The 22,926-nt window shown below is 68.5% G+C and carries 24 protein-coding genes and 1 pseudogene; 14 read left to right on the forward strand and 11 right to left on the reverse strand.

Annotated elements, in window-relative coordinates:
• Positions 1 to 9 precede the first annotated feature (9 nt).
• The 3 genes from queG to xerD all read left to right on the forward strand — a co-directional run bounded on the left by queG (position 10) and on the right by xerD (position 2,732).
• Positions 10 to 1,245 (forward strand): tRNA epoxyqueuosine(34) reductase QueG, encoded by a 1,236-nt coding sequence (gene queG, locus DIE15_RS15130; RefSeq protein ID WP_057929260.1) that lies wholly within the window; start codon positions 10 to 12, stop codon positions 1,243 to 1,245.
• Positions 1,246 to 1,308: 63 nt separating this feature from the next.
• Complete coding sequence (locus DIE15_RS15135) at positions 1,309 to 1,779, forward strand: methylated-DNA--[protein]-cysteine S-methyltransferase (protein WP_057929325.1); 471 nt, start codon at positions 1,309 to 1,311, stop codon at positions 1,777 to 1,779.
• Positions 1,776 to 2,732, forward strand: a complete 957-nt coding sequence (xerD, locus tag DIE15_RS15140; RefSeq protein ID WP_124833689.1) for a site-specific tyrosine recombinase XerD — start codon at positions 1,776 to 1,778, stop codon at positions 2,730 to 2,732. The genes DIE15_RS15135 and xerD overlap by 4 nt, the downstream gene beginning before the upstream one ends.
• Positions 2,733 to 2,778: 46 nt before the next feature.
• On the opposite strand, the gene DIE15_RS15145 is transcribed toward xerD, so the two are convergent.
• Positions 2,779 to 4,341, reverse strand: coding sequence for a class I adenylate-forming enzyme family protein (locus tag DIE15_RS15145; protein ID WP_124833690.1), 1,563 nt, complete (start codon positions 4,339 to 4,341; stop codon positions 2,779 to 2,781).
• Between the two features lie 268 nt (positions 4,342 to 4,609).
• On the opposite strand from DIE15_RS15145, the gene ybaK reads away from it, so the two are divergent.
• Positions 4,610 to 5,101, forward strand: coding sequence for a Cys-tRNA(Pro) deacylase (gene ybaK, locus DIE15_RS15150; RefSeq protein WP_057926112.1), 492 nt, complete (start codon positions 4,610 to 4,612; stop codon positions 5,099 to 5,101).
• A 108-nt stretch (positions 5,102 to 5,209) separates the two neighbouring features.
• Entirely contained in the window at positions 5,210 to 5,848 is a 639-nt protein-coding gene (gene plsY / locus DIE15_RS15155; protein ID WP_057926111.1) for a glycerol-3-phosphate 1-O-acyltransferase PlsY, read from the forward strand.
• A gap of 80 nt (positions 5,849 to 5,928) precedes the next feature.
• Here the strand turns inward: plsY and DIE15_RS15160 are convergent, their stop codons facing one another.
• Positions 5,929 to 6,414, reverse strand: coding sequence for a YajQ family cyclic di-GMP-binding protein (locus DIE15_RS15160; RefSeq protein ID WP_057926110.1), 486 nt, complete (start codon positions 6,412 to 6,414; stop codon positions 5,929 to 5,931).
• 136 nt (positions 6,415 to 6,550) lie between these two features.
• Here DIE15_RS15160 and murB point away from each other — a divergent pair, with 136 nt between their 5' ends.
• Positions 6,551 to 7,600, forward strand: coding sequence for a UDP-N-acetylmuramate dehydrogenase (murB, locus tag DIE15_RS15165; protein ID WP_124833691.1), 1,050 nt, complete (start codon positions 6,551 to 6,553; stop codon positions 7,598 to 7,600).
• Between the two features lie 117 nt (positions 7,601 to 7,717).
• Here the strand turns inward: murB and argF are convergent, their stop codons facing one another.
• Entirely contained in the window at positions 7,718 to 8,647 is a 930-nt protein-coding gene (argF, locus tag DIE15_RS15170) for an ornithine carbamoyltransferase (protein ID WP_057926108.1), read from the reverse strand.
• A 412-nt stretch (positions 8,648 to 9,059) separates the two neighbouring features.
• Here argF and DIE15_RS15180 point away from each other — a divergent pair, with 412 nt between their 5' ends.
• Positions 9,060 to 9,380: a DUF3579 domain-containing protein gene (locus tag DIE15_RS15180; protein ID WP_006762342.1), complete on the forward strand. Its 321-nt coding sequence runs from the start codon at positions 9,060 to 9,062 to the stop codon at positions 9,378 to 9,380.
• A gap of 160 nt (positions 9,381 to 9,540) precedes the next feature.
• Here DIE15_RS15180 and rpsT read toward each other — a convergent pair whose 3' ends face one another.
• Entirely contained in the window at positions 9,541 to 9,813 is a 273-nt protein-coding gene (gene rpsT / locus DIE15_RS15185; protein ID WP_006482211.1) for a 30S ribosomal protein S20, read from the reverse strand.
• Positions 9,814 to 10,117: 304 nt separating this feature from the next.
• Between rpsT and murJ the strand changes: the two genes are divergently transcribed.
• Both murJ and DIE15_RS15195 read left to right on the forward strand, forming a co-directional pair.
• Positions 10,118 to 11,668 carry a murein biosynthesis integral membrane protein MurJ gene (gene murJ / locus DIE15_RS15190; RefSeq protein ID WP_124833692.1) on the forward strand — a complete coding sequence of 517 codons (1,551 nt, stop codon included), beginning with the start codon at positions 10,118 to 10,120 and terminating at the stop codon, positions 11,666 to 11,668.
• Between the two features lie 8 nt (positions 11,669 to 11,676).
• On the forward strand, positions 11,677 to 12,519 hold the full coding sequence (locus DIE15_RS15195; RefSeq protein WP_057926217.1) for a SirB1 family protein: 843 nt from the start codon (positions 11,677 to 11,679) through the stop codon (positions 12,517 to 12,519).
• A 79-nt stretch (positions 12,520 to 12,598) separates the two neighbouring features.
• Here the strand turns inward: DIE15_RS15195 and DIE15_RS15200 are convergent, their stop codons facing one another.
• The 5 genes from DIE15_RS15200 to lpxK all read right to left on the reverse strand — a co-directional run bounded on the left by DIE15_RS15200 (position 12,599) and on the right by lpxK (position 16,563).
• Positions 12,599 to 13,357, reverse strand: a complete 759-nt coding sequence (locus DIE15_RS15200; RefSeq protein ID WP_057926106.1) for an SDR family NAD(P)-dependent oxidoreductase — start codon at positions 13,355 to 13,357, stop codon at positions 12,599 to 12,601.
• 212 nt (positions 13,358 to 13,569) lie between these two features.
• Entirely contained in the window at positions 13,570 to 14,232 is a 663-nt protein-coding gene (gene adk / locus DIE15_RS15205; RefSeq protein WP_057926105.1) for an adenylate kinase, read from the reverse strand.
• A gap of 208 nt (positions 14,233 to 14,440) precedes the next feature.
• Positions 14,441 to 15,232, reverse strand: coding sequence for a 3-deoxy-manno-octulosonate cytidylyltransferase (kdsB, locus tag DIE15_RS15210; protein WP_057926104.1), 792 nt, complete (start codon positions 15,230 to 15,232; stop codon positions 14,441 to 14,443).
• Between the two features lie 118 nt (positions 15,233 to 15,350).
• Positions 15,351 to 15,554, reverse strand: a complete 204-nt coding sequence (locus tag DIE15_RS15215; RefSeq protein ID WP_006750935.1) for a Trm112 family protein — start codon at positions 15,552 to 15,554, stop codon at positions 15,351 to 15,353.
• Positions 15,535 to 16,563 (reverse strand): tetraacyldisaccharide 4'-kinase, encoded by a 1,029-nt coding sequence (gene lpxK / locus DIE15_RS15220; protein ID WP_124833693.1) that lies wholly within the window; start codon positions 16,561 to 16,563, stop codon positions 15,535 to 15,537. The genes DIE15_RS15215 and lpxK overlap by 20 nt, the downstream gene beginning before the upstream one ends.
• Positions 16,564 to 17,013: 450 nt before the next feature.
• Between lpxK and xseA the strand changes: the two genes are divergently transcribed.
• Both xseA and sodB read left to right on the forward strand, forming a co-directional pair.
• On the forward strand, positions 17,014 to 18,396 hold the full coding sequence (gene xseA / locus DIE15_RS15225) for an exodeoxyribonuclease VII large subunit (RefSeq protein ID WP_124833694.1): 1,383 nt from the start codon (positions 17,014 to 17,016) through the stop codon (positions 18,394 to 18,396).
• Between the two features lie 239 nt (positions 18,397 to 18,635).
• On the forward strand, positions 18,636 to 19,214 hold the full coding sequence (gene sodB, locus DIE15_RS15230; protein WP_044848579.1) for a superoxide dismutase [Fe]: 579 nt from the start codon (positions 18,636 to 18,638) through the stop codon (positions 19,212 to 19,214).
• A 108-nt stretch (positions 19,215 to 19,322) separates the two neighbouring features.
• Here the strand turns inward: sodB and chrA are convergent, their stop codons facing one another.
• Both chrA and DIE15_RS15240 read right to left on the reverse strand, forming a co-directional pair.
• Complete coding sequence (gene chrA / locus DIE15_RS15235) at positions 19,323 to 20,534, reverse strand: chromate efflux transporter (RefSeq protein WP_124833695.1); 1,212 nt, start codon at positions 20,532 to 20,534, stop codon at positions 19,323 to 19,325.
• Positions 20,535 to 20,633: 99 nt separating this feature from the next.
• Complete coding sequence (locus DIE15_RS15240; protein WP_057926216.1) at positions 20,634 to 21,341, reverse strand: Crp/Fnr family transcriptional regulator; 708 nt, start codon at positions 21,339 to 21,341, stop codon at positions 20,634 to 20,636.
• A gap of 81 nt (positions 21,342 to 21,422) precedes the next feature.
• Between DIE15_RS15240 and DIE15_RS15245 the strand changes: the two genes are divergently transcribed.
• From DIE15_RS15245 to DIE15_RS15260, 3 genes and pseudogenes are all read left to right on the forward strand, one after another.
• On the forward strand, positions 21,423 to 21,947 hold the full coding sequence (locus DIE15_RS15245) for a DUF962 domain-containing protein (protein WP_124833696.1): 525 nt from the start codon (positions 21,423 to 21,425) through the stop codon (positions 21,945 to 21,947).
• Positions 21,940 to 22,056 (forward strand): annotated as a pseudogene (locus tag DIE15_RS15250) (2-dehydropantoate 2-reductase N-terminal domain-containing protein); the annotation flags it as partial. The gene DIE15_RS15245 and the pseudogene DIE15_RS15250, both read left to right, overlap by 8 nt.
• A gap of 239 nt (positions 22,057 to 22,295) precedes the next feature.
• Positions 22,296 to 22,919 (forward strand): bifunctional 2-polyprenyl-6-hydroxyphenol methylase/3-demethylubiquinol 3-O-methyltransferase UbiG, encoded by a 624-nt coding sequence (locus DIE15_RS15260; RefSeq protein WP_057926098.1) that lies wholly within the window; start codon positions 22,296 to 22,298, stop codon positions 22,917 to 22,919.
• Positions 22,920 to 22,926 lie beyond the last annotated feature (7 nt).

The following is a 22,926-nucleotide window of genomic DNA, read 5'->3' on the forward strand; positions in this document are numbered from 1 at the left end:
AATAGTGCGATGAACCGATTACCGGAACTCGCCGCATCCGACAGGCCTTCGACTCGTGCCGAAGGCGCGGCGCCGTGCGCGCTCGATGATGCGACGTTGACCGCGCTCGCCGCTCGCATCAGGGCGTGGGGGCGCGAATTGGGTTTCGGGGCGATCGGCATCAGCGATACCGATCTCTCGGATGCCGAAGCAGGCCTCGCCGCCTGGCTGGAAGCCGGGTACCACGGCGAAATGGATTATATGGCGAAACACGGGATGAAACGCGCGCGGCCGGCCGAACTTGTGGCCGGTACGCGACGCGTGATCTCCGCGCGGCTCGCCTATCTGCCGGCCGAAACGCTCGCCGCTGGCGCGCCCGATGCGTCATCCGGCGCGCTCGCGCCGCACGACTGGCGCGCGCGCGAGCGCGCGCGCCTCGACGATCCGCAGGCGGCCGTCGTGTCGATCTACGCACGCGGCCGCGACTATCACAAGGTGCTGCGCAACCGGCTGCAGACGCTCGCGGAGCGCATCGAGCGCGAGATCGGCGCATTCGGCTACCGCGTGTTCACCGATTCGGCGCCGGTGCTCGAGGTCGAGCTCGCGCAGAAGGCCGGCGTCGGCTGGCGCGGCAAGCACACGCTGCTGCTGCAGCGCGACGCGGGTTCGCTGTTCTTCCTCGGCGAGATCTACGTCGACGTTCCGCTGCCGACCGACGCGCAAACGGCGCCCGACGTCGCGCCCGAGACGCCCGGCGCGCACTGCGGCAGCTGCACGCGCTGCATCGGCGCATGCCCGACCGGCGCGATCGTCGAGCCGTATCGCGTCGACGCGCGCCGCTGCATCTCGTACCTGACGATCGAACTGAAAGGCAGCATTCCGGAGCCGCTGCGGCCGATGATCGGCAACCGCGTGTACGGCTGCGACGACTGCCAGCTCGTGTGTCCGTGGAACAAGTTCGCGCAGGCCGCGCCCGTCGCCGATTTTGACGTGCGGCACGGGCTCGACCGCGCGACGCTCGTCGAGTTGTTCGGCTGGGACGCCGACACGTTCGATACGCGGATGCAGGGCAGCGCGATCCGGCGCATCGGCCATGAAAGCTGGCTGCGCAATCTCGCGGTCGGGCTCGGCAATGCGTTGCGCGCGCCGGCCGACCGGCTCGCGCCCGATGCGCGCGACGCGATCGTCGCCGCGTTGCGCGCACGGGCCGACGATCCGTCGCCGATCGTGCGCGAGCATGTCGAGTGGGCGCTGCGTGCCGCATGAAGGCGGCGTAAAGTGTCGTCGGCGCGCGGCGGCGCCGCGCGTTTCACCGGTGAGGAGAAACTCATGTTCAACGCAGTCATCGACGCACCGTTCGGCAAGGTCGGCATCCGCACCGATGCCGCGGTGGTGCGCGAGATCGTCTATCTGCCCGAGTCGGTCAAGTCGGTCGAGCCTGACTCGCCGCTCGCGAAGCGCGCGGTCAAGCAGATCGAACGTTATTTCGAGCGCGCATCGGCGCGCTTCGACCTGCCGCTCGCCGACGTCGGCAGCGCCTTCCAGCATCGCGTGTGGAACGTGATCAGCGACATTCCGCCGGGCACGGTGCTGACCTACGGCCAGGTCGCGAAGCGGATCGGCAGCGCGCCGCGCGCGGTCGGCCAGGCGTGCGGCGCGAACTATTTCCCGCTCGTGATTCCGTGCCATCGCGTCGTCGCCGCGGGCGGCCTCGGCGGCTTCGCGAACCACGACGACAATGGCTATTACCAGACAGTGAAGCGCTGGCTGCTGGCGCACGAGGGCGTGCCGTACCGATGAGCGAACCGCTGCTTTCCCCCGATTCCGCGTCCGACGGCGATGCCGCCGCCGCATCGCCCGCGCTGCTTGCGAGTCGCGCGTCGATCGACGTGTTCTGCGATGCGCTGTGGCTCGAGCACGGGCTCGCGCGCAACACGCTCGACGCGTACCGGCGCGATCTGGTGCTGTTTTCGCAATGGCTGGCCGCGACGCACGGCGCGCCGCTCGATTCGGTCGACGAAGCGATGGTGACGGACTACATCGCCGCGCGCAGCGACGGCAAGGCGACGTCGTCGAACCGGCGGTTGTCCGTGTTCAGGCGCTATTACGGCTGGGCCGTGCGCGAGCATCGCGCGAGCGCCGATCCGACGCTGCGGATCACGTCCGCGAAACAGGCCGCGCGGTTTCCGTCGACGCTGTCGGAGGCACAGGTCGAGGCGCTGCTCGGCGCACCCGACATCGACACGCCGCTCGGCCTGCGCGATCGCACGATGCTCGAGCTGATGTACGCGAGCGGGCTGCGCGTGAGCGAGCTCGTCACGCTGAAGACCGTCGAGGTCGGTCTCAACGAGGGCGTCGTGCGCGTGATGGGCAAGGGTTCGAAGGAACGGCTCGTGCCGTTCGGAGAAGTCGCGCACGGCTGGATCGAGCGTTACCTGCGCGACGCGCGGCCGGCGCTGCTCGGCGCACGCGCGGCCGACGCGCTGTTCGTGACCGCGCGCGGCGACGGGATGACGCGCCAGCAGTTCTGGAACATCATCAAGCGCCACGCGCAGCAGGCCGACGTGCGCGCGCACCTGTCGCCGCATACGCTGCGGCACGCGTTCGCGACGCACCTGCTGAACCACGGCGCCGACCTGCGCGTCGTGCAGCTGCTGCTCGGCCACAGCGACATCTCGACCACGCAGATCTACACGCACGTCGCGCGCGAGCGGCTGAAGACGCTGCACGCGCAGCACCATCCGCGCGGCTAGCGCGGCGCGTGCACCGGCCAGCGCGCGATGCGGGCGGCGCCGTGCGTTACGCGAGTTCGCGCAGCTTGTACTTCAGCACCTTGCCGGTCGACGCGGCGGGCAGCGCGTCGAGCACGCGAATCCGCGCAGGGCGCTTGTAAGGCGCGAGCCGCTGCGCGCACCACGCCTGGAGCGCTGCCTCGGTCGCGGTCGCGCCGGGCACCAGCTCGACGAACGCGAGCACTTCCTCGTTGCCCTCGACCGCCCGGCCGATGACGGCCGCCTGCACGACGTCCGGGTGCGCGTTCAGCACCTGTTCGACCTCGACCGGATACACGTTGAAGCCCGAGCGGATGATCAGTTCCTTGCTGCGGCCCGCGATCGTCACCGAGCCGTCCGCTTCCTGGCGTGCGAGATCGCCGGTGCTGAGCCAGCCGTCCGGCGACACGGCCGCGCGCGTCGCCTCCGCGTTGCGGTAATAGCCGAGCATCACGTTCGGCCCGCGCACGCGAATTTCCCCCACTTCGCCTTGCGGCACGTCGGTGCCGTCCGGTGCGACGATCCGCATCTCGACGCCCGGGATCGGCACGCCGACCGAGCAGTCGGTACGCGGTGCGTCGAGCGGCGTCTGCGTGATCGTCGGGCTGCTCTCGGTCATCCCGTAGCCGTTGTGCAGCGGCACGCCGTACACGCGCTCGACGCGCGCCTTCAGGTCGGCGTCGAGCGGCGAGCCGCCCGAATACGCGAAGCGCAGCCGCGGCGCGTGCCATGGGTGTGCGTGCGTGTGCAGGTGCTCGAGCAGCTTCGCGTGCATCGCGGGCACGCCCTGGAAGATCGTCACGCCTTCGTCGGCGAGCGCGACGCGCACGGCTTCCGGCGAGAAGCGCGGCGCGAGCCGCAGCGTTGCGCCCGCGTACAGGCTGCCGAGGCAGACCGACGCGAGCCCGTACACGTGCGATACCGGCAGCACCGTATAGACGACGTCGTCGGGCGACACGCGGCGCAGCGTGCTCGACGCCGCCGCGATGAACAGCAGGTTGCGATGCGACAGCATCACGCCTTTCGGCGCACCCGTCGTGCCGGTCGTGTAGATCAGCGCCGCGCATTGCGCGGCACCGTCGGCCGCCACCGGTTCGTCGGGCGCGCTCGTGTCGACGCGGTACGACCATGCGCCGATGTCGACCGGCAGCGCGTCGGCGGGCGTCGCGTCGTAGCGCGCCGCGTGCGCACGCGCGTCGGGCGACGCTTCCGTCGCGAATGCGATCAGCTTCGGGCGCGCGTGCGCGGCGATCGCATCGAGCTCGCCGGCTGACAGCCGCGCGTTCGACACGAGCGCCCACGCATCGACGCGCGCGACCGCGAACAGCAGCACGATCTGCGCGACGCTGTTTTCCGCGACGATCATCACGCGATCGCCGCCGCGCACGCCGAGGCGCACGAGCCGCTCGGCGGCGGCATCGACGGCCTGCGACAGCTCGCCGTACGACAGGCGTCGCGCGTCCTCGATCAGCGCCGGATGCGCACTCGCGCGCGCGGCCCAGCGGGCGGGCACGTCGGCGATGCGCCCTGGCAACGCGGCGAGCAGTGCCGCGACGTCGAGCTGTGCGGATGGGCGGGCAGGCGAGGGCATGGCGTCTCCAGGAGAAGGGCCGGGCGGCGGCACGGCGAGTTTTGCGAACGATCGTGCCATGACGGCGGGCGGGCCACAATCGGCCAATCGGGCAATAGCGCTTCGCGATGTCCGCAATGATGACGGCGCGTTGCGGCGACGGGCGCGCTCGCCCCGGACAAAAGGGCCGCGAGTATACCGCCGGTGCGCGGCGCGGCGCCGTGAACACGCGATGCCGCGATTGTGCGATGGCGATCGCCCGCCGGTCGTTCGCCATTAAAATGCCGCCATGAGCAAATCCAGACATGTGTCCGAGACACCCGCGACCCAGCTGCTGCGCCGCCATGCCGTTGCATTCGGCGAGCATCCGTACGATTACGTCGAGCACGGCGGCACCGGCGAGTCGGCGCGCCAGCTCGGCGTCGACGAACACAGCGTCGTGAAGACGCTCGTGATGGAAGACGAGCATGCGAAGCCGCTGATCGTGCTGATGCACGGCGACCGCACCGTGTCGACCAAGAACCTTGCCCGGCAGATCGGCGCGAAGCGCGTCGAGCCGTGCAAGCCCGACGTCGCGAACCGCCATTCCGGCTATTTGGTCGGCGGCACGTCGCCGTTCGGCACGCGCAAGACGATGCCCGTGTACGTCGAGTCGACCATCCTCGAGCTGCCGACGATCTACCTGAACGGCGGCCGCCGCGGCTATCTCGTCAGTCTTGCGCCGACGGTGCTCACGACGCTGCTCGGCGCGACGCCCGTGCAGTGCGCGAGCGTCGACTGAGGGTTTCACCTTCGTGGCAGGCCGTGCTCGTTCGGTAGAATGGGCGCCGTTTCGGCCGGGCGCGCCCGGCCGTCCCTTTACCGATACGTTGAAAAAAGAGTTCTCCGCATGCAGATCCTGCTCGCCGCACTAGTTGCCTACCTGATCGGTTCGGTGTCGTTTGCCGTCGTCGTCAGCGCCGCGATGGGCCTGGCCGATCCCCGTTCGTACGGGTCGAAGAATCCCGGCGCGACCAACGTGCTGCGCAGCGGCAACAAGAAGGCCGCGATCCTGACGCTCGTCGGCGACGCGTTCAAGGGCTGGCTCGCCGTCTGGCTCGCCCGGCACTTCGGGTTGTCCGATGTCGCCGTTGCGTGGGTCGCGATCGCCGTGTTCCTCGGCCACCTGTATCCGGTGTTCTTCCGCTTCCAGGGCGGCAAGGGCGTCGCGACCGCGGCCGGCGTGCTGCTCGCCGTGCACCCGGTGCTCGGGCTCGCGACCGCGCTGACCTGGCTGATCGTCGCGTTCTTCTTCCGCTATTCGTCGCTCGCGGCGCTGGTGGCGGCCGTGTTCGCACCGGTGTTCGACGTGTTCCTGTTCGGCACGGGCCACAACCCGGTCGCGTGGGCCGTGCTCGCGATGAGCGTGCTGCTCGTGTGGCGTCACCGCGGCAACATCTCGAAGCTGCTGGCGGGGCAGGAGAGCCGGATCGGCGACAAGAAGAAGGCTGCGGCCGACGGCGGCGCGCAGGGCGGCGGGAAGGCCTGAGGAAGGGGGGCTGCTGCCGCCCGCCGGGGCATCCCGCATGCGGGGCCCGGCGGCGCGGGACGACCGGTCGACGGCGTCGATCAGTCGCGGAAGTTGTTGAAGTCGAGCGGGGTGTCGGTCACGTCCTTGCGCAGCATCGCGATCACGTTCTGCAGGTCGTCGCGCTTCGTGCCGGCCACGCGCACCGCGTCGCCCTGGATGCTCGCCTGCACCTTGATCTTGCTGTCTTTCACGAGCCTGACGATCTTCTTCGCGAGGTCGCCCGTCACGCCCTTCTTCACGGTGACGATCTGCTTGACCTTGTCGCCGCCGATCTTCTCGACCTTGCCGTAGTCGAGGAAGCGTACGTCGACGTTGCGCTTCGCGAGCTTGTTGATCAGCACGTCTTTGACCTGGCCGAGCTTGAAATCGTCGTCGGCGAACAGCGTCAGCTCGCGCTCCTTCTGCTCGACGCGCGCGTCGGAGCCCTTGAAGTCGAAGCGTGTCGAAATTTCCTTGTTCGACTGCTCGATGGCGTTCTTCACTTCGATCATGTTCGCTTCGGAAACGACGTCGAACGATGGCATGGCATTCTCCCTTGAGATGCGAGGCCCGGCTCGCGCGCGGGCACTCGCTATAATTGCGGACTGTTTGCCATTTTACCGATGCCCCTCCGTTTGCCCAAGGCCGGCCGTGTGCCCGCCCTGGCGGACGTGACCGCGAATGCCGATGCCTCCTGACGATTCCGCCCTGTCGCTGCTCCCCGACCATCCGCTCGCCGTGCACAATACGTTCGGCATCGCCGCGACCGCCCGCTTCGCCGCCCGCATCACGCATGCGGCGCAGTTCGCGGCGCTGCATCGCGACCCGCGCGTCGCGCACCTGCCGCAGCTCGTGCTGGGCGGCGGCAGCAACGTCGTGTTCACGCGCGATTTCGACGGCGTCGTGCTGCTCGACGAGATTGCCGGCCGCCGCGTCGTGCGCGAGGACGACGACGCGTGGTACGTCGAGGCAGGCGGCGGCGAAACCTGGCACGCGTTCGTTGCGTGGACGCTCGAGCACGGGATGCCGGGCCTCGAGAACCTGGCGCTGATTCCGGGCACCGTCGGCGCCGCGCCGATCCAGAACATCGGCGCTTACGGCCTCGAGATGAAGACGTATTTCGACTCGCTGGCCGCCGTCGAACTTGCGACGGGGCGCAGCGAGCGCTTCGACGCCGCGCGCTGCGCGTTCGGCTATCGCGACAGCTTCTTCAAGCGGGAAGGGCGCGGCCGCTTTGCGATCGTATCGGTGACGTTCCGGCTGCCCAAGCGCTGGACGCCGCGGCTCGGCTATGCGGACGTCACGCGCGAGCTCGACGCGCGCGGCATCGCGCCGGACGCCGCGACGCCGCGCGACGTGTTCGACGCGGTCGTCGCGATCCGCCGCGCGAAGCTGCCCGATCCGCTGATGCTCGGCAACGCGGGTAGTTTCTTCAAGAATCCGGTGATCGACGCCGCGCAGTTCGACGCGCTGCGCGCGCGCGCGCCCGAAGTCGTGTCGTATCCGCAGCCGGACGGGCAGGTGAAGCTCGCGGCCGGCTGGCTGATCGACCGCTGCGGCTGGAAAGGGCGCGCGCTCGGCGCGGCGGCCGTGCACGACCGGCAGGCGCTCGTGCTGGTCAATTGCGGCGGCGCGACGGGCGCCGACGTGCTCGCGCTGGCGCGCGCGATCCAGGACGACGTGCGCGAGCGGTTCGGTGTCGAGCTCGAACCCGAGCCGGTGTGCCTGTAACGCGGTTGTTCGACCCGCGCGTTTCGTTCTCTTTCGTCCGTACCAACAAAAAGCGCCGATCGACGATCGGCGCTTTTTTGCATGCGGCCGGAATCCGGCCGCGCGCGAGTGCGGCGGTCAGTGCTTGAGGCGGCCGAGCAGCAGGAATTCCATCAGCGCCTTCTGCACGTGCAGGCGGTTTTCCGCTTCGTCCCACACGACGCTCTGCGGGCCGTCGATCACGCCGGCCGTCACTTCCTCGCCGCGGTGTGCGGGCAGGCAGTGCATGAAGAGCGCGTCCGGGTTCGCGTGGCCCATCATTTCCTCGTCGACGCACCAGTCGGCAAACGCCTGCATGCGCGCTTCGTTTTCGGCTTCGAAGCCCATGCTCGTCCACACGTCGGTCGTCACGAGATCGGCGCCCTTGCACGCTTCGTTCGGATCGTCGAACACTTCGTAGAACGGCGCGCTGTCCGGCGACACGAGCTTCATGTCGAGCGCATAGCCCGGCGGCGTCGACAGGCGCAGCTTGAAGCCCAGGATCTGCGCGGCTTCGATCCACGTATACAGCATGTTGTTCGCATCGCCGACCCACGCGACCGTCTTGCCGGCGATCGGGCCGCGGTGCTCGTAGTACGTGAAGATGTCGGCGAGCACCTGGCACGGGTGGTATTCGTTGGTCAGCCCGTTGATCACCGGCACGCGGGAGTTCTGCGCGAAGCGCGTGATCACGTCCTGCTCGAACGTGCGGATCATGATGATGTCGACCATCCGCGAGATCACTTGCGCGGAATCCTCGACCGGCTCGCCGCGGCCGAGCTGCGTGTCGCGCGTGCTCATGAACACCGCGTGGCCGCCGAGCTGGAAGATGCCGGCCTCGAACGACAGGCGCGTGCGCGTCGAACTCTTCTCGAAGATCATCGCGAGCGTGCGGTCGTGCAGCGGGTGATAGGTCTCGTAGTTCTTGAACTTGCGCTTCAGGATACCCGTGCGTTCGAGCACGTACTCGTAGTCTTCCAGCGAGAAATCCTTGAACTGCAGGTAGTGACGAATGGTTTTGGCGGTCATGAAACGAAATACGGCGGATTGGAACCGGCAGCGGGGCCGGACGGCGCCGCCGTCGGGTGTGGATAACTCAAAGCAGCATAAAGGATTTTCTGTGCTTTGACGAGCCGCGAAGAAAAGCGGGGAGCGATCCGGGCCGGCGACGGAGCGTGTCGGAAGAGGGGGGGCGGGACGACGCGCGATGGCGCGCTGCGGTATAATCCAAAAGTTTTCTCCAGCCCGGCAGGCAAGGCTTTTCGCGCTCTGCCGGACACAAGCCGTGCGCTGCACAAATCCGGTGCGGCGCGCCGGCGGCACGCATCGACGGCCTGTTTTCGGGATTCGGAGCGCGTGTGCCGCGGTCCACTCCAGCTTTGTGTTCGCGTATCCAGGCGCCGTCGCCTGGACATCGCCGGGCCGTCACTTGGGTAACCACATGGCTGAAACCCCTCCGACCGAATTCTTCATCCAGGGCATCACGAAAGACGGGAAAAAGTTTCGCCCGAGCGACTGGTCGGAGCGTCTGGCCGGCGTGATGGCCTGCTTCGGGCCGGGTGCAAGCGGGCCGAACGCGCGCCTGAAATATTCGCTGTACGTGCGCCCGACGATGCTGGGCGACCTGAAATGCGTGATCCTCGATTCCCGGCTGCGCGACATCGAGCCGATGGCGTTCGATTTCGTACTGAATTTCGCGAAGGACAACAACCTCGTCGTCACCGAGGCGTGCGAACTGCCGGACTACAACGAGAAGAAGTGAGTTCGGCGGGCGAGGGCGCATGCCGCGCCCCTGCCTGGCAGTCGCCCGGCGCGATGCGCAGGCGACGCACAGCAAAAAAGCCCGCCTAGGCGGGCTTTTTTGCGATCGCAGGAAACAGGAGCACCCGCCGAAGCGGGCACCCTCGCCGGTCGCACCGGATTTACGCTGCTGCCTGCAGACCCTTGACGGCTGCGGCGAGGCGGCTCTTGCTGCGAGCGGCCTTGTTCTTGTGAACGATCTTCTTGTCGGCGATCGTGTCGATCGTCTTCACGGCAGCCTTGAACAGCTCGGCAGCCTTAGCCTGATCGCCGGCTTCAACAGCCTTGCGAACCGACTTGATCGCGGTACGGAATTTCGAGCGCAGCGCCGAGTTGTGCGAATTTGCCTTCGCGGCCTGGCGGGCGCGCTTGCGTGCTTGTGCGGAGTTAGCCATGACGGTTCCTTATCCTGTCCTGTTTCCAGAGCTTGGAGCCTGACGGCCAAGCGCTGCTTTTCGATCCGTCCCCTGAGAACGATTGCCCAGGGGCGCATAAAAAAACGGTGATTTTAACCGAGGCCGAGACATGAAAACGACAGGCGCCGTGCATGTAACAGGCTCAGAAACCGGCGATTATAGCAACAAAATCAAGCGCGTGGCAAGTTCGACGTGACATCGGCCGGGCGGGGCACCGGCGACGCGCGCGCTTTTCCGCATCCGTCCGTGCCGGGACACGCAACGTCCGTATAATAAGCGCCCCATGAATCTATTCCGAGCCCTGCTGACGGTCAGCGGCTTCACGCTGCTGTCGCGCGTGACCGGACTGGCCCGCGAGACGCTGATCGCCCGTGCGTTCGGCGCCAGTCAATACACCGACGCGTTCTACGTCGCTTTCCGCATTCCGAACCTGCTGCGCCGCCTGTCTGCCGAAGGCGCGTTCTCGCAGGCGTTCGTGCCGATCCTGGCCGAGTTCAAGAACCAGCAGGGGCACGATGCGACCAAGGCGCTCGTCGACGCGATGTCGACCGTGCTCGCGTGGGCGCTCGCCGTGCTGTCGGTCCTCGGGATCGCCGGCGCGTCGTGGGTCGTGTTCGCGGTCGCGTCCGGCCTGCATACCGACGGGCAGGCATTCCCGCTCGCGGTCACGATGACGCGGATCATGTTTCCGTACATCGTGTTCATCTCGCTGACGACGCTCGCGTCCGGCGTGCTCAACACCTACAAGAGCTTCTCGCTGCCGGCGTTCGCGCCGGTGCTGCTCAACGTCGCGTTCATCGCCGCGGCCGTATTCGTCGCGCCGCACCTGAAGGTGCCGGTGTTCGCGCTCGCGTGGGCCGTGATCGCGGGCGGCGTGCTGCAGTTCCTCGTGCAACTGCCCGGCCTGAAGAAGATCGACATGGTGCCGCTGATCGGCCTCAACCCGGTGCGCGCGCTGCGTCACCGCGGCGTGAAGCGCGTGCTCGCGAAGATGGTGCCCGCGACGTTCGCGGTGTCGGTCGCGCAGCTGTCGCTGATCATCAACACCAACATCGCGTCGCGGCTCGGGCAGGGCGCGGTGTCATGGATCAACTACGCCGACCGGCTGATGGAATTCCCGACCGCGTTGCTCGGCGTCGCGCTTGGCACGATCCTGCTGCCGAGCCTGTCGAAGGCGCACGTCGACGCCGATTCGCATGAATATTCGGCGCTGCTCGACTGGGGGCTGCGCGTCACGTTCCTGCTCGCGGCGCCGAGCGCGCTCGCGCTGTTCTTCTTCGCGACGCCGCTTACCGCGACGCTGTTCAACTACGGCAAGTTCGACGCGCATACCGTCACGATGGTCGCCCGCGCGCTCGCGACCTACGGGATCGGCCTCGTCGGCATCATCCTGATCAAGATCCTCGCGCCGGGCTTCTATGCGAAGCAGGACATCAAGACGCCGGTGAAGATCGCGATCGGCGTGCTCGTCGTCACGCAGATTTCGAACTATGTGTTCGTGCCGCTGATCGGTCATGCGGGCCTCACGCTGAGCATCGGCGTCGGCGCGTGCCTGAACTCGCTGCTGCTGTTCCTCGGGCTGCGCAAGCGCGGCATCTACCAGCCGTCGCCGGGCTGGATGCGCTTCTTCGTGCAGCTGATCGGCGCGGCGCTCGTGCTCGCAGGCCTGATGCACTGGTGCGCGATCAGCTTCGACTGGACCGGCATGCGTGCGCAGCCGCTCGATCGGATTGCGCTGATGGCCGCGTGCCTCGTGCTGTTCGCTGCACTATATTTCGGTATGTTGTGGGTGATGGGCTTCAAATACGCTTACTTCAGAAGGCGCGCCAAGTGACGACCGCAATGACTCGCGTCCTCGACTACTTCAGCACGCTCGTGGCGGACGACGACAGTCTGCCCGTCACGGAGACCGCGCTGTCGCTCGCGCAGGACGCGTATCCCGACCTCGACCTGCAGGGCACGCTGGCCGAACTCGACATGCTGGCCGCGCGGCTGCGCCGCCGGCTCGCCGACGATGCGGACCTGAAGGACCGCGTTGCCGCGCTCAACGAGTTCTTCTTCCGCGAACTCGGCTTCGCGTGCAATCACAACGATTACTACGACCCCGATAACAGCCATCTGAACGCGGTGCTGAAGCGGCGGCGCGGGATTCCGATTTCGCTGTCGGTGCTGTACCTCGAGCTCGCCGAGCAGATCGGCGTGCCGGCGCGCGGCGTGTCGTTCCCCGGCCACTTCCTGCTGCGCGTGACGCTGCCGGACGGCGACCTGATCATCGATCCGACCAACGGCCATTCGCTGTCCGAAGCCGAGATGGTCGAGATGCTCGAGCCGTACGTCGCGCGAGCGGCGGGTGCGGTCGACAGCGCGTTGCGCGCGCTGCTGCAGCCGGCCACGAGCCGCGAGATCATCGCGCGGATGCTGCGCAACCTGAAGACGATCTATCTGCAGACGGAGCGCTGGCAGCGGCTGCTCGCGGTGCAGCAGCGGCTCGTGATCCTGTTGCCCGAACATCTCGACGAGGTGCGCGACCGCGGCTTCGCGTATGCGCGGCTCGATTACCTGCGTCCCGCGCTCGAGGATCTCGAGCAGTATCTGGGCGAGCGGCCCGATGCGGACGACGCGACCGTCGTCGAATCGCAGGTGACCGAGTTGCGGCAGCGGATGCAGCGCGACGGCGACGACTGAACCGTCGCGGTATCGCCGGAACCCGAAACATAAAAACGCCCGCATCGCGGGCGTTTTTATGTTTGCCGTTGCCTGGCACTTACTTCGGCTGCATCCGGATCGCGCCGTCGAGGCGGATCACTTCGCCGTTGAGCATCGGGTTCTCGACGATCTGGCGCACCAGCATCGCGTATTCGTCCGGTTTGCCGAGCCGCGGCGGGAACGGCACCATCGCGCCGAGCGCGTCCTGCACGTCCTTCGGCATACCGAGCAGCATCGGCGTCTCGAACAGTCCGGGCGCGATCGTCATCACGCGGATGCCGTGGCGCGACAGGTCGCGCGCGATCGGCAGCGTCATGCCCGCGACGCCGGCCTTCGACGCTGCATACGCGGCCTGGCCGATCTGCCCGTCGTAGGCGGCGACCGATGCGGTGCCGACGATCACGCCGCGCTCGCCGCCGTCGTTCGGCGCGGTCGCGGCCATCGCGGCGGCCGCGAGCCGGATCATGTTGAAGGTGCCGACCAGGTTCACGTTGATCGTCTTCGCGAACACGTCGAGCGGGTGCGCGCCGTCCTTGCCGACGGTCTTCGCGGCGGGCGCGATGCCCGCGCAGTTCACGAGCCCGCGCAGCGTGCCCGCGCGCGTCGCGGCATCGACGGCCGCCTGCGCATCGGCCTCGCTCGACACGTCGCAGCGCACGAATACGCCGCCCAGTTCGTTCGCGAGCGCCGTGCCGGCCGCCTCGTTCAGGTCGGCGAGCACGACTTTGCCGCCGGCTTGCGCGAGCATGCGGGCCGTTCCGGCGCCGAGGCCCGATGCGCCACCCGTGATCAGAAAGACGTTGCCGCGAATCTCCATCATTGTCTCCTTGGTTGGGTCCGATGCCGCTCGATCGGAGGAAGGACCGGCGCGCCGGTTCGCGCGGCGCACGTGCTTGAACGATTGTACGGGGCGCTGCCGGGCGCCGGCGAGACCGGCACGCTCGTGCGAATCCTGGTCGGACGAAACGGAGGAAACAGACGAAAAAAAGCCGCCCGGGGAGGGCGGCTCGCAGGTGCACGACGCGGTGCTTACTTCAGTGCGTCGAATGCACGCTCGCGGATTTCGTCCACGCTGCCGAGGCCCGAGATCTTGCGATACTGCGGGGCCTTCAGGCCGTTTTCCTCGCCGCGCTGCGCCCAGTCGCCGTAGTACGTGATCAGCGGCTTGGTCTGCGCTTCGTACACTTCGAGACGCTTCTTGACGGTTTCTTCCTTGTCGTCGTCGCGCTGGATCAGCGGTTCGCCCGTCACGTCGTCGTGGCCTTCGACCTTCGGCGGGTTGAACTTCACGTGGTACGTGCGGCCCGACGCCGGGTGCGTGCGGCGGCCGCTCATGCGCTCGACGATTTCCGAGAACGGGACGTCGATTTCGAGCACGTAGTCGATCGCGACGCCGGCTTCCTTCATCGCGTCAGCCTGCGCGATCGTGCGCGGGAAGCCGTCGAACAGGTAGCCGTTCGCGCAGTCGGATTCCTTCAGGCGCTCCTTCACGAGGCCGATGATCAGCGCGTCCGGCACGAGCTTGCCGGCGTCCATGTAGCCCTTCGCCTCGACGCCGAGCGGCGAGCCGGCCTTGACGGCCGCGCGCAGCATGTCGCCCGTCGAGATTTGCGGGATGCCGAACTTTTCCTTGATGAAGTTTGCCTGGGTGCCCTTTCCCGCGCCGGGCGCGCCCAACAGGATCAAACGCATGGTGATATCTCCAGTATGTAGATTCGTATGGCGAGACGTAAAAGTGTCGACGACTGCGTGCGCGGTGCTTGCCTGGCGCGCGGCGGACCGGTCTGACGCGGCGCGTCGACGAAAAGCGACGCGCGGCTGCCGGGACGGGCCGTGGCGGGGTCAAGCGAGAACGCGCGGGTCGCGGACGGCTCGCACAATCGCTTGATTATGCCACGGGTTATTTTGAACTCGGCCGAAAAAGGGCCTGCACGCGTGCAAGATCGGCCGGCGTGTCGATTCCGGCTTCGGGCGCGTGCTCCGTCATCAGCACCGCGATACGCTCGCCGTGCCACATCGCGCGCAGCTGTTCGAGCTGTTCCGCCTGCTCGATCGGCGCCTGCGCGAGCGACGGATAAGTGCGCAGGAAGCGCGCGCGATACGCGTAGAGGCCGATATGCCGATAGACCGGAAACGCCGGCGCTGGCATGGCCGCGACGTCGGGCCAGTGCATCAGATACGCGTCACGGCTCCACGGAATCGGCGCGCGCGAGAAGTACATCGCGACGTTGCGCGCGTCGAGCGCGACCTTCACGATGTTCGGGTTGAACACGTCGGCCGCTTCGTGAATCGGGTGCGCGGCGGTCGCGATCGCGCAGTCCGGATGCGCGGCGAGGTGCGACGCTACGTCGCGCACGAGCACCGGGTCGATCAGCGGCTCGTCGCCCTGCACGTTGACGACGACGGTGTCGTCGCTCCACCCGAACGTCGCGGCGACTTCCGCGAGCCGGTCGGTGCCGGACGGATGGTCGGCGCGCGTCAGCACCGCTTCGAAACCGTGATCGCGTGCCGCGTCGAGCACGCTCTGCGCGTCGGATGCGACGAGCACCTGCTGCGCGCCCGCTTCGCGCGCGCGCTCGGCGACGCGCACGACCATCGGCTTGCCACCGAGATCGGCGAGCGGCTTGTTCGGCAGGCGCGTCGACGCGAGCCGGGCAGGAATGACGGCGATGAAGGGCTGCGGATGAGTCATCGGGGCTGGGCGGTGAGAAGGGCTGGGGCGGGCGGCGCATCGAAAGCAGGCCGCCCGGCAGGGTCCGGCACGCGGCCGCGGTGAATCGCGGCCGGGTGCCGGTGCAGCGGTGTGGCGTTCAGCTGCCGGCCGGGCCGGCGGGGTCGACTGGCGTGCCTTCGACGGTCTGGCGTGCTTCGTCGACGAGCATCACGGGGATGCCGTCGCGAATCGGGTAGGCGAGCTTGTCCGCGTTGCAGATCAGTTCCTGCGCGGCGCGGTCATAGTGGAGCGGGCCTTTGCAGATAGGGCACACAAGGATTTCAAGCAGGCGAGCGTCCACGGAGTTTCTCCACAACGAGGGCAATGAGGCGAGGATCGAGCGCGGCTTCGACGGGGACGACCCACAGCCGAGCGTCGCGCCAGGAAGCGCCCAATTTTACTGCATCCTTCTCGGTGATCAGGATCGCGTCGACCGCATCGTCGACGAACGGATTGTCGGCGAACGCGTAATGGTCGGGCAGCGCGCGCGTTGCCGGCGCGAGGCCGGCCGCGCGAAGCGTCGCGAAGAAGCGTTCCGGCGCGCCGATGCCGGCCGCGGCGAGCACGCGCTCGTTCGCGAACTGCGACAGCGGGCGGCGCAGCGCCGGCCGGTCGAGGTGCCACGCGGCGCCCGGCGTCAGCGCGAGCGCGTAGGTGTCGGGCCACGGCGGCAGCGCGCCGCTGTATGGATCGTTGACGAGCGTCGCGTCGCGGTGGCGCGACAGCGGCTCGCGCAACGGGCCGGCCGGCAGCAGGAAGCCGTTGCCGCCGAGCCGGTGGTCGAACACGACGAGCTCGACCGTGCGCGCGAGCCGGTAGTGCTGGAGACCGTCGTCACTGACGATCACGTCGACATCCGGATGCGCGGCGCGCAGCGCCTGCGCGGCCGCGACGCGGTCGGGGCATACCCATACGGGCGCGCCGGTGCGGCGCGCGATCAGCAGCGGTTCGTCGCCGGCCGCGCTCGCGCGCGACGTGGGCGTGACCGCGGTCGGCGCCTTCACGTTCGCGCCGTAGCCGCGCGACACGACGCCCGGCGTGAAACCGGCCGCGCGCAGCGCATCGACGAGCGCGATCACGGTCGGCGTCTTGCCGGTGCCGCCGACGGTCACGTTGCCGACCACGACGACGGGCACGCCGACGTCGACCGGTTGCTTCCAGCCCTGCGCGTAGGCGGTGCGACGCAGCGCCGCGCACAGGCCGAACACGCACGCGAACGGCGTGAGCGCCCAGGCGAGTACGCCGCGGCGTTGCCATTCGCGCGTGAGGCGCGCTTCGAGCCGCGCGAGCGGGCCGCCAGGGGCGCTCATCGGGCCGGGCGCGGCGCGTCGTGCGCCGCGGCGTGGGACGGATTCGTCAAGACGGATTCTCCGTTGGGCGGCGTATGCCGCAAGGTCTTCGGAAGGCGGCACTCTAGCGCGCGGCACGTGGGCGCGGCAAGCGCGGCCGGGCGGCGCACGCGACGGGGCCGGATCGGGGCGGGTTGTGGATAACTCTGTGAAGAACTCCCGGCCCGTTTGCGTCGATCGCCTGCCGGGTGGACATCGAATCGATGGCGAATAAAATCGCAAGGTTGAAAAATCTATAAAAATCAATGCATTGCTTGAAATTGTCTGGATTTTCCCGCGGTTTTCAAGCGTTTTGGGCGGACGATTGCCACAGTGTGGACACCTTTCGCGCGTCGCGGCGCGGACGCTCGGCGCTGGACGTCGCGCGCATGTCGGACTATCGTGTCGCCGCCAGCATTCATCCGATCGCCCATGCTTTCCGACTCCTCTTTTTCCGCTCCCGGCGCCACCCGCGGCGGCGACGAAGTGATTCCCGTTTCGGCGCTCAATCGCGCGATTTCGACGATGCTCGAGCGCTCGTTTCCGCTGCTGTGGATCTCGGGCGAAGTGTCGAATTTCACGCGCGCCGCGAGCGGCCACTGGTATTTCTCGATCAAGGATCAACAGGCGCAGATGCGCTGCGTGATGTTTCGCGGTCGCGCGCAGTATGCGGAATTCACGCCGCGCGAAGGCGACCGGATCGAGGTGCGCGCGGTCGTCACGATGTACGAGCCGCGCGGCGAAGTGCAGCTCAATGTCGAGGCCGTGCGGCGCACCGGGCAAGGCCGCCTGTACGAGGCGTTCCTGCGGCTGAAGGCGCAGCTCGAGGCCGAAGGCCTGTTCGCGCCGGAGCGCAAGCGCGCGCTGCCGGCACACCCGCGCGCGATCGGCATCGTCACGTCGCTGCAGGCCGCCGCGCTGCGCGACGTGCTGACCACGCTCGCGCGCCGCGCGCCGCACATCCCGGTGATCGTCTATCCGGCACCCGTGCAGGGGGCTGGATCGGCCGAGAAGCTCGTCGCGGCCGTGCAGGCCGCAAACGCGCGGCGCGAGGTCGACGTGCTGCTCGTCTGTCGCGGCGGCGGCTCGATCGAGGATCTGTGGTCGTTCAACGATGAAGCGCTTGCGCGTGCGATCGCGGCGAGCGAACTGCCGGTCGTGAGTGGCGTCGGCCACGAAACCGATTTCACGATCGCGGACTTCGCGGCCGACCTGCGCGCGCCGACGCCGACCGGCGCGGCCGAGCTCGCGAGTCCGCAGCGCGCGTTGCTGCTGCGCGAGGTCGCCGACCGGCAGCGCGCGCTGGCGCGCAGCCTGGAACGCGGGCTCGAGCAGCGTGCGCAGCAGCTCGACTGGCTCGCGCGCCGGCTCGTCAGTCCGGCCGAACGGCTGCAGCGGCAGCGCATCCACGTCGAGCAACTGGCCGTGCGGCTTGCGTCGGCGGCGTCACGGCCGGTGCGCGACGCGCGTGCGCGTTTCGCGCTCGCGCAGCTGCGCTGGCAGCGCGCGCGGCCCGACCCGGCGCAGGCGCGCCATGCGCTTGCGGGACTGTCGCAGCGTCTTGCGGTGGCGCTGCAGCGCCGTCACGAGCGCGACACCGCGCGGGTCTCGGCCTGTGCGGCGCGGCTCGAGGTGCTGAGCCCGCAGCGCACGCTCGAGCGCGGCTACGCGGCGCTGATCGATGCGCAGACCGGCCGCGCGGTGCGCGCGCCCAATGCGCTGAAGCCGCAGCGGCGCCTGACCGTGCATCTCGCCGAAGGCTCGGCCGACGTGTCGCTCGCCGACGTGCAGCCGCGGCTGACCGACACGTTCTGACGCGCGCGGCGTAAGCGAAACGCAGGTCGCGCGTCCGGCGTGCCGGGTGCGCCGGGGCCGCGGCCGGGAACGGATGCTGCGCCTCGTCGTCTCGTCCTGCCGGATGAAGCGCCAACGCCGATTTTCTGCATACCGCGGATAAATGCCCGTGAGTTTGCGGGGATATTCGGACTCGCCTACAATCGGACGCTCGGCAGCATTCAACACAGCCTCCCTACATACTCAACGAAGGAATCGCCATGGCTCATACGCTCCCGCCGCTCCCGTACGCTGAAGACGCACTCGCGCCGACCATCTCGAAAGAGACGATCGAGTACCACTACGGCAAGCACCATCAGGCATATGTGACGAACCTGAACAATCTGATCCCGGGCACGGAATTCGAAAACCTGTCGCTGGAAGAGATCGTGAAGAAGTCGTCGGGCGGCATCTTCAACAACGCCGCGCAAATCTGGAACCACACGTTCTTCTGGAACAGCCTGTCGCCGAACGGCGGCGGCGCACCGTCGGGCGCGCTGGGCGACGCGATCAACGCGAAGTGGGGTTCGTACGACGCGTTCAAGGAAGCGTTCACGAAGGCCGCGGTCGGCACGTTCGGTTCGGGCTGGGCATGGCTCGTGAAGAAGGCTGACGGTTCGCTCGACATCGTGTCGACGAGCAACGCAGCAACGCCGCTGACGACCGCCGACAAGCCGCTGCTGACGATCGACGTGTGGGAACACGCGTACTACATCGACTACCGCAACGCACGTCCGAAGTTCGTCGAAGCGTTCTGGAACATCGTGAACTGGGACTTCGCAGCGAAGAACTTCGCGTAAGTCCAGGCGTCCTGCGCGTCCTTGCGGCGCGCGGCACCTCAAAAAAGCCCTCGTCAAGAGGGCTTTTTGTTTTTGTCGGGCGTGAATCGGCGCGCGGGATTCACCGGATCACGCGATCATCGTCGACATCCAGCCGAGCGCCGCGCTCGCGATCACGACGGCCCATGGCGGCACGCGCCAGAATGCAAGCGCGACGAATGCGACGAGCGCGGCCGCGAAATCGCGTGGCGACACGATCGTGTCGTTCCACACCGGGTGATAGAGCGCGGCGAGCAGCAGCCCGACGACGGCCGCGTTCACGCCCGCGAGTGCTGCCTGCATGCGCGTGCTGCGGCGCAGGCGTTCCCAGAACGGCGCGGTGCCGGCGACGAGCAGGAACGACGGCGCGAAGATCGACACGAGCGCGATCGTCCCGCCGAGCCAGCCGTTCGGCGCGTCGCGCAACGACGCACCGAGGAAGGCCGAGAACGTGAAGAGCGGCCCCGGCACGGCCTGTGCGACACCGTAGCCTGCCAGGAACGCCGAATCGCCGACCCAGCCGGGCGCGACCACGGCGGCCTGCAGCAGCGGCAGCACCACGTGGCCACCGCCGAACACCAGCGCACCGGTGCGGAAGAACGCGTCGACGACGGCGAGCGCATTGGAATGGGCCGCGCGGGCCGCGACCGGCAGCGCGACGATGAGCGCCGCGAACAGCGCGAGCCACAACACGCCCGCGCGGTGCGACACATGCAGCGGCAACGGATCGTGGGCACCGCGCTCGGGCTGCGGCAACAGCACGAGCCCGGCTGCCCCCGCCGCGACGATCACGGCCACCTGCAGCCACGCGGTCGGCACGAGCAGCGCGATGCAGGCCGCGATCGCCATCAGCGTGACGCGGCGCGCATCCGGGCACAGCGTGCGCGCCATGCCCCACACCGCCTGCGCGATTACCGCGACCGACACGATGCGCAGCCCGTGCAGCGCGCCGGCGGCGACCGGCATGCCCGTCGCGTGCACGCCGAGCGCGAACAGCATCATCAGCAGCGCCGACGGCAGCGTGAAGCCGAGCCATGCGGCGAACATTCCCGCATAGCCCGCACGCGACAGGCCGATTGCCATCCCGACCTGGCTGCTCGCGGGCCCCGGCAGGAACTGGCATAGCCCGACGAGATCCGCATAGGCGCGCTCGGTCAGCCAGCCGCGCCGCGTGACGAACGCGTCGCGGAAGTAGCCGAGATGCGCGACCGGGCCGCCGAACGACGTGAGGCCGAGCCTCAGGAACGCGACGAACACGGGCCATGCGGGGCGGGACGGGGTGGTGACGGTCGACGTGTTCAAGTGCGGATGCGGGGAGGGCGAGGGAGCCGCCACGATAGCGCAATGCCATGACGGCGGGAATGCGGTGTTGCGGCGCTTGCGGCGATTGGCGCGGCGGTGTCAGTACGTGCCGTCGGGCAGCCCGCTCGCGCGCCGCAACGCATCGACGTCGACGAGTTCGATCTCGCCGACATGGAGCCGCACGACGCCGTCGGCCTGCAGCGCCTTCAGCAGCTGGTTGGTGGTCTGGCGCGTCAGCGACAGCATCGCGGCGAGCTTTTCCTGTGACAACCGGATGCGCGTGCGGCCGGCGCTGATTCCGCCGTAGCCGCCGGCGATCATCAGCAGCCGCACGGCAAGCCGCTGCGCGGCCGGCATCACGCTCATCGATTCGACGGTCAGGAAGCTCAGCCTGAGCTTTTGCGCCATCAGCAGCGCGAACTGCCGCCAGTATTGCGGCGTCGCGTCGAGAATCGCGAGCAGCGCGGCCTGCGGGACGTGCAGCAGCAGCGTGTCGTCGAGCGCGATCGCGTCGTGCGTGCGCGGCTGGCCGTCGAACAGCGCAATCTCGCCGAACCACGTGACGGGTTCGGCAACCGTCAGCAGCGCTTCCTTGCCCTGCGGATCGACCGCGCCTATGGTGAGGGAGCCGGCCAGCACCGCATACAGCCCGCACGGCGGGTCGCCACGGCGGAACAGTGCGTGGCCGGCCGGCAGGTGCCGCAGTGCGGCGCGGGCGAGCAGGTCTTCGCGCAACGCGGGCGGCAGCGCGGCGAACCACGGGTGCGCTTCGATCTGCGGCAGGTAGGGGGCGAGCGACGAGGGCACGGGCATGCGATGTCGGGTAGCTGACAGAGGTTCTCGGGCGTGACGCGCATCATAGCGCTCAATGATCGTTCAGGAGACGCCGTGAAGACGCTCGAAGACCACCTTTCCCAGTATGCGGCCTACCATCGCGACGCGCGCAACATCGCGACGCATCTGGTCGGCATCCCGATGATCGTGTTCGCGGTCGAGGTGTTGCTGTCGCGGCCGGTGCTCGGCATGCTGGCCGGCGTCGCGCTGTCGCCGGCGCTGCTGCTCGCCGTGGCGTTCGCGGTGTTCTACCTGCGCCTCGACCTGCGCTTCGGCGTGGTGATGACCGCGCTGTTCGCCCTCGGCCTGTGGGCCGCGCAGACGCTTGCACTGCTGCCGACCGTGCAATGGCTCGGCATCGGCATCGGCGCGTTCGTCGTTGGCTGGATCGTGCAGTTCGTCGGGCACTGGTTCGAGGGGCGCAAGCCAGCGTTTGTCGACGACCTGGTCGGTTTGATGATCGGGCCGCTGTTCGTCGTCGCCGAAGTCGCGTTCTTCGCGGGCCTGCGCGGCGACGTGCGCCGCGAAGTCGAACGGCGTTCGGGGCCCGTGCACGGCGGCGCGCATTCGCATGTCTGACACGTCGGCCGCGCCGGTCTGCGTGTTCGGCGCGGGCGCGGTCGGCTGCAATCTCGGCGGCCAGTTCGCGGCGGCCGGTACGCCGGTGACGCTCGTTGGCCGCGCGCGTCGGCGCGCAGGCGCAGGTCAACGCGCGGCTGTGCGCGCTCGTTCACGACGCGGAAACGGCCGCATCGCGGCCGGCCTGGCGCGGCGATGGCTGTGGGCCGAGCTGACCGCGCCGACGTGTCGCGCGGGCGACGTGCGAGCGGCATAGGGCCGCCTGCCACGCACCTCACCACGCGTGATGCGCAACGGCTAAGATGCGGGGTGCGTCGCACGACAGGACGCGTATGCGGAGCAATCGCCATGGTGGATCGCCCGACTCTCGATGCCTACGAGGCCCATGCCGCTCAATACGCGCAGGACTGGCTCGACCAGGCCGCCCCCGACGACATGTATGCGCTGCTCGAGCAGTATTTCTCGCCGGGGCCGACGGCCGATGTCGGCTGCGGCGCGGGGCGCGACACCGCATGGCTTGCGTCGCAAGGATTCGACGTGCGCGGCTACGATGCGAGCGCCGCGCTGCTCGCCGAGGCGCGCCTGCGCCACCCGTCGCTGACGTTCGAGCTGGCTGCGCTGCCGGCGCTCGCCGGCGTGCCGTCCGGCGCGTTCCGCAACGTACTGTGCGAGACGGTCGTGATGCACCTCGAACAGGCGGATGCGGCCGCGGCGGCCGCGCGGCTGGCCGCGCTGCTGATGCCCGGCGGCACGCTGTACCTGAGCTGGCGGGTGGCCGGCAACGGTGCGCTGCGCGACGAGCGCGGCCGCTTGTACACACCGCTCGATTCGGCGCGCATGCATGCGGCACTCGGCGCTGGCATGCATGTGCTCGACGAGCACGAGGTGGTCAGCGCGTCGTCCGGCAAGCGCGTGCACCGGCTGATCGTGCGCCGCGCCGAGGGCGTCGATGGTGTCGACGGCGCCGCATGAGCGCGGC

Source organism: Burkholderia sp. Bp9031 (assembly GCF_003857965.1).
In the GTDB taxonomy this organism is placed as follows: domain Bacteria; phylum Pseudomonadota; class Gammaproteobacteria; order Burkholderiales; family Burkholderiaceae; genus Burkholderia; species Burkholderia ambifaria_A.

Coding starts and splice junctions, on each gene's coding strand:
- queG (WP_057929260.1), top strand. CDS start 10: ATGAACCGATTACCGGAACTCGCCGCATCCGACAGGCCTTCGACTCGT.
- rpsT (WP_006482211.1), bottom strand. CDS start 9,813: ATGGCTAACTCCGCACAAGCACGCAAGCGCGCCCGCCAGGCCGCGAAG.
- murB (WP_124833691.1), top strand. CDS start 6,551: ATGCCGATGCCTCCTGACGATTCCGCCCTGTCGCTGCTCCCCGACCAT.
- DIE15_RS15195 (WP_057926217.1), top strand. CDS start 11,677: ATGACTCGCGTCCTCGACTACTTCAGCACGCTCGTGGCGGACGACGAC.
- sodB (WP_044848579.1), top strand. CDS start 18,636: ATGGCTCATACGCTCCCGCCGCTCCCGTACGCTGAAGACGCACTCGCG.
- DIE15_RS15145 (WP_124833690.1), bottom strand. CDS start 4,341: ATGCCCTCGCCTGCCCGCCCATCCGCACAGCTCGACGTCGCGGCACTG.
- argF (WP_057926108.1), bottom strand. CDS start 8,647: ATGACCGCCAAAACCATTCGTCACTACCTGCAGTTCAAGGATTTCTCG.
- DIE15_RS15260 (WP_057926098.1), top strand. CDS start 22,296: ATGGTGGATCGCCCGACTCTCGATGCCTACGAGGCCCATGCCGCTCAA.
- xerD (WP_124833689.1), top strand. CDS start 1,776: ATGAGCGAACCGCTGCTTTCCCCCGATTCCGCGTCCGACGGCGATGCC.
- kdsB (WP_057926104.1), bottom strand. CDS start 15,232: ATGACTCATCCGCAGCCCTTCATCGCCGTCATTCCTGCCCGGCTCGCG.
- adk (WP_057926105.1), bottom strand. CDS start 14,232: ATGCGTTTGATCCTGTTGGGCGCGCCCGGCGCGGGAAAGGGCACCCAG.
- ybaK (WP_057926112.1), top strand. CDS start 4,610: ATGAGCAAATCCAGACATGTGTCCGAGACACCCGCGACCCAGCTGCTG.
- plsY (WP_057926111.1), top strand. CDS start 5,210: ATGCAGATCCTGCTCGCCGCACTAGTTGCCTACCTGATCGGTTCGGTG.
- xseA (WP_124833694.1), top strand. CDS start 17,014: ATGCTTTCCGACTCCTCTTTTTCCGCTCCCGGCGCCACCCGCGGCGGC.
- DIE15_RS15135 (WP_057929325.1), top strand. CDS start 1,309: ATGTTCAACGCAGTCATCGACGCACCGTTCGGCAAGGTCGGCATCCGC.
- DIE15_RS15180 (WP_006762342.1), top strand. CDS start 9,060: ATGGCTGAAACCCCTCCGACCGAATTCTTCATCCAGGGCATCACGAAA.
- DIE15_RS15160 (WP_057926110.1), bottom strand. CDS start 6,414: ATGCCATCGTTCGACGTCGTTTCCGAAGCGAACATGATCGAAGTGAAG.
- murJ (WP_124833692.1), top strand. CDS start 10,118: ATGAATCTATTCCGAGCCCTGCTGACGGTCAGCGGCTTCACGCTGCTG.
- DIE15_RS15200 (WP_057926106.1), bottom strand. CDS start 13,357: ATGGAGATTCGCGGCAACGTCTTTCTGATCACGGGTGGCGCATCGGGC.
- lpxK (WP_124833693.1), bottom strand. CDS start 16,563: ATGAGCGCCCCTGGCGGCCCGCTCGCGCGGCTCGAAGCGCGCCTCACG.